Source organism: Aquirufa aurantiipilula, assembly GCF_019923745.1.
GTDB classification, from domain to species: Bacteria; Bacteroidota; Bacteroidia; order Cytophagales; family Spirosomataceae; genus Aquirufa; species Aquirufa aurantiipilula.
Map to the genome: position 1 here is coordinate 1 of NZ_JAANOG010000006.1, position 4,618 is coordinate 4,618.

The window sequence follows — 4,618 nt, forward strand, 5'->3', positions numbered from 1 at the left end:
ACAACCCAGTAAGTACTTCTGGACAAACCGTTACTTGGACTAAGTCTGATGCTAATGGTAGTTTTGCTACAGCTACTTCGACTACCAATGCAAGTGGTGTAGCAACAGTCGTATTCACCACACATACCGTGGCTGGAACTTCAACTACGGTTACAGGTACTACTTCGGCTATCACAGGTACTTCGTCTACCATTACGACAGTAGCTGGTACGGCTAGTAAGTACTTAGTTACTTCTTCATCTTCATCTCCTGTGGCTGGCGCTACAGTAACCATCACCGCTCAATTGGCGGATGCTAACAACAACCCAGTAAGTACTTCAGGACAAACTGTTACTTGGACTAAGTCTGATGCTAATGGTAGTTTTGCTACAGCTACTTCGACTACCAATGCAAGTGGTGTGGCAACAGTCGTATTCACAACACATACTGTAGCAGGAACTTCAACTACAGTTACAGGTACTACTTCGGCTATCACAGGTACTTCGTCTACCATTACGACAGTAGCTGGTACGGCTACTAAGTACTTAGTTACCTCTTCATCTTCATCTCCTGTGGCTGGGGCTACAGTAACCATCACCGCTCAATTGGCGGATGCTAACAACAACCCAGTAAGTACTTCAGGACAAACTGTTACTTGGACTAAGTCTGATGCTAACGGTAGTTTTGCTACAGCTACTTCGACTACCAATGCAAGTGGTGTGGCAACAGTCGTATTCACCACACATACCGTGGCTGGAACTTCAACCACAGTTACAGGTACTACTTCGGCTATCACTGGTACAACAAGTACGATTACTACAGTACCAGGAGCCGTTGATCCAACTAAATCCACTATCACACCTACGGCAGCGAGTATCACAGCCAATGGTTCTTCTACTCAATTATTAACTGTAACAGCGAAAGATGCTAATAGTAATAATGTTGGAGTTGGAGGTGCAACCGTTACCATTTTAAGACATACAGGAAGTGGAGTGGTAGGAAGTGTTAGCGATGTAGGAAATGGAACATATACTGCAACAGTAACTTCTCCAACTGCTGTTGGAACGGGTGAATTTGTGGCCACTATTGGAGGAGTTCACGTAGAAAATGGTTCTGGTTCCATGCAGCATAGCGTCATCACTTATACAGTAGGTGCTGCCGCAAAATTGTCTTTCAGTGTTCAACCAAGTAATACTGCTGCATTATCTTCCATCAATCCAGCCGTAAAAGTTAGAATTGAAGATGCCTTTGGTAACTTAACTACATCAACAGCCAATGTAACCATTGATTTTGGCACGAATGCGGGCTCTGGAACCCTATCTGGCACAAAAACTGTAGCTGCTATAGCTGGTGTTGCCACATTCAGCGACTTATCCATCAATACTGCAGCCACAGGATATACCTTATCTGCTACAAGCTCTGGATTAACAGGTGCTACATCGAATACATTTGATATCACGACTTCAGGTGCAGCCAAATTGGCCTTTAGCGTTCAACCTAGTAATACGCTAGCTGGTGCTAGCATAAGCCCTTCAATTAAAGTTCAAATCTTAGATGCAGCTGGCAATCCAACTACCGCTACAGATAACATTACTTTGTCGATTGACACAAATCCTGCTTCAGGAACACTTTCTGGTACTTTGACGCAAGCTGCGGTTGCAGGAGAGGCTACCTTTGCCGGTATTTCAATCAATAAATCAAGTGCTTCTTCTTATAAATTAAAAGCTACCAGCGGATCTTTAACCGAAGCTGTTTCTACTACCTTCATTATTTCACCGAATACTCCTACAGCGATTACTGTAACGGATATCACTCCTGCTGTGGGTATTATAGGAATAAATAATAATATTGTTCGAGTTAACTTGGTTGATGCCTATGGCAACTTCTCTCCTGCTCCATCGGACATTGGAGTAGAATTAGGTTTATTTATTGGCGCAACAGATAGAACATCTGATGGTATTGAAAGAACAAATTCTTCGAATGTAGTGCAATCTACCCCGATCCAAGCTACTATACCAACAAATTCATACTCAACAGATATTAACTATGTTCGATACAAAGTATCCACGATAGATAAAACAACAAACCCATATACGATTAATACCAATGCTACCATTAAAGCCACGAAATATACCGTTGGAGGGCCAAGCTTAACAGCTGGAACAAGTGCAGCATTTAAAATTGTAGAAGGTAAAATCTATTCACCAAAAGCCACAGGAAACTGGAATGCAGTTACTTGGGCTATTTCAAATGATGGAGGTGTAGCGTTTACTGATACAGCCGGTATTAAATACACGTATGATGCATATGATATTGTTAAAATACCAACTGGAATTACTACTACTTTAAGTCAATCTGTTTCATTATATAGTTTAATCATTGATGGCATATTTGACTTAACTACGGGAGGAACAATTACCTTAAATCACCACTCTGGTATTGATGGAGAATACAATATCCATACCCATGGTACTTTCAAAAACTCAGGAGGAACCTATACGAATACCAATGAATCTGGTAGCGGTTTCTTGCCTAATTTCCATGGTGGAACATATTGGCATGCAAGAGATGGAGGTGTCATTCCAAAGGCATTGTGGACTACTCAAGCTGCGGGAGCATTAACCAAAATTACGGGTCTTAGTTCCACTTCTTTGAGCAGTGGATTCGATCAAGCATTTTTAAATTTTGAATGGGATAACTCGTATACGGGTCAAAGCATGCATGGAAATGTTAGTGTGGCTAAAGACTTCTATTTAAAAAGTGGATCATTTTCTATTGGGGACAACAATACTTTAACGTTAAACGAGACCGTGAATGGTTCTAGTGGTGGTAAATTAAAAGGAACTACACTTTCAACTTTACATGTCAATACTACCAGTGGAAGTCCTTCCTTAGATTTTACTTCTGATGGACAAAATTTGAAAGAACTAAAAGTCAATGTGACTGGTGGAACTTCATTAACGATTCCTTCTGATTTAAACATCAATAACACCTTAAACTTAGTGTCTGGCCACTTGGTCATGGGTAATAACAAAAAAATTATCCTTCCTAGCAATGCCAGTATAACGGGTGCTTCAGATACACGTTATGTAGAGGGTACTATTTCTAGAGTTATTCCTAAGCAAACGGACCCATCCGTTTCTTTCCCGATTGGTGATGCTTCAGCATACACTCCTGTAACCTTGGATTTTGTTGGCAGAAGTGCTGCATCTACTGATTTAACGATTGAATCTTCTACCAACTCTTTGGCAGATAATACTTCCGTTAATGGTTCTGGTATTAGAGGTGATAAATATGTAAAAAGAAAGTGGAGAGTAACAGATGGTAGTGGTACTACTGCTAATGGTTTCACCACCTATAACATTACTTTGGGTTTCCCTAGTGGAGATATTGTAGGATCTGCTAGCCTTTCTAACATGATTGTCCGTAAAAATTCAGGTTCATGGAAAGCCCCTAATGGTCATGTTCGTACTGATGGAACAACAAAAACAATTAAAGGACAAAGCTTTAATTCCTTCTCTGATTTCTTTGTTGGGGAATCAACAGGTGCAACTAGCTTTACCTTAAATAGTCCAGCTGATATTACTGCTGGGACTAGAGCTGCTTATGTTGGAACAAGAGTAGATGCCGCTTCCTTACCTTATACTACAGGCGCTCAAACCGCATACTTAACTTCAACAGGAAGTGGTGTATTCTATGACGCTGCTAGCGGAGGAAATGTCATAACAAGCATTGATTTTGCTGACGGTTCTTCGACTGTCAACTTCTGGTTTGAGAAAAATACTGTAGCAAACTACACCATAACCATGTCAGATGCTACCCCTGCCGATGCAGGAGCTGGAGTAGTAGATGCCACGGATGATATCGCAGTAACGGTGGGTGCAGTGGATGCTGCAACTTCAACCTTAACTCCAACAGTCGCTAGTATTACTGCCAACGGAACTTCTACCCAGGTATTATCCGTAACTGCCAAAGATGCTTATGGTAATAACCGTGGAACAGGTGGCGATGTGGTAACAATAACCCAACTATCTGGAACGGGTACCATAGGTACTGTATCACATGCAGGAAGTGGCGTTTATACAGCTACAGTTACTTCCCCTACATCAACAGGCACGGGGGTTTTCGTTGCTACATTAGGTGGAGCTCAAGTAAAAAATGGAACAGGGACTCAAACCCAATCTACTATTACTTATTCTGAAGGAGCTGCTTCAAAATTGGTTATTACTAACATTGGAACTAAAACAGCAGGTGCAACCTTTGATGTTATTGTTACGTTAACTGATGCCAATGGCAACCCAGTGAATGCAACAGCCAATGGAACTGTAACTCTTTCTCTTAAAACAGGAACAGGTACTTTGGGTGGAACCTTGACAGGAACCATTACTGCCGGTGGAAGTGATGTCACATTCACAGGGATCACTTACACCAAAGCTGAAACAGGTGTTGTATTAACTGCAACGGGTTCTGTTGCAGGGAATGTTTCTGGTAAAACAGGTGATTCTAATGCTTTTACAGTAGTGGCGGGTGCAGCTGATGCAGCTGTTTCTACCTTAACTCCTACTTCGGCTAGTATTGTAGCTGATGGATCTACACAAGTATTAGTTGTTACGGCAAAAGATGCCAATGGAAATAACTA

Annotated in this window: 1 protein-coding gene; it reads left to right on the forward strand. The window is 41.5% G+C overall.

Annotated features, from left to right (window positions below; all coding sequences use genetic code 11):
- The coding region (locus tag G9H60_RS07945; protein WP_223143531.1) for a beta strand repeat-containing protein at positions 1-4,618 on the forward strand (4,618 nt) is incomplete at both ends.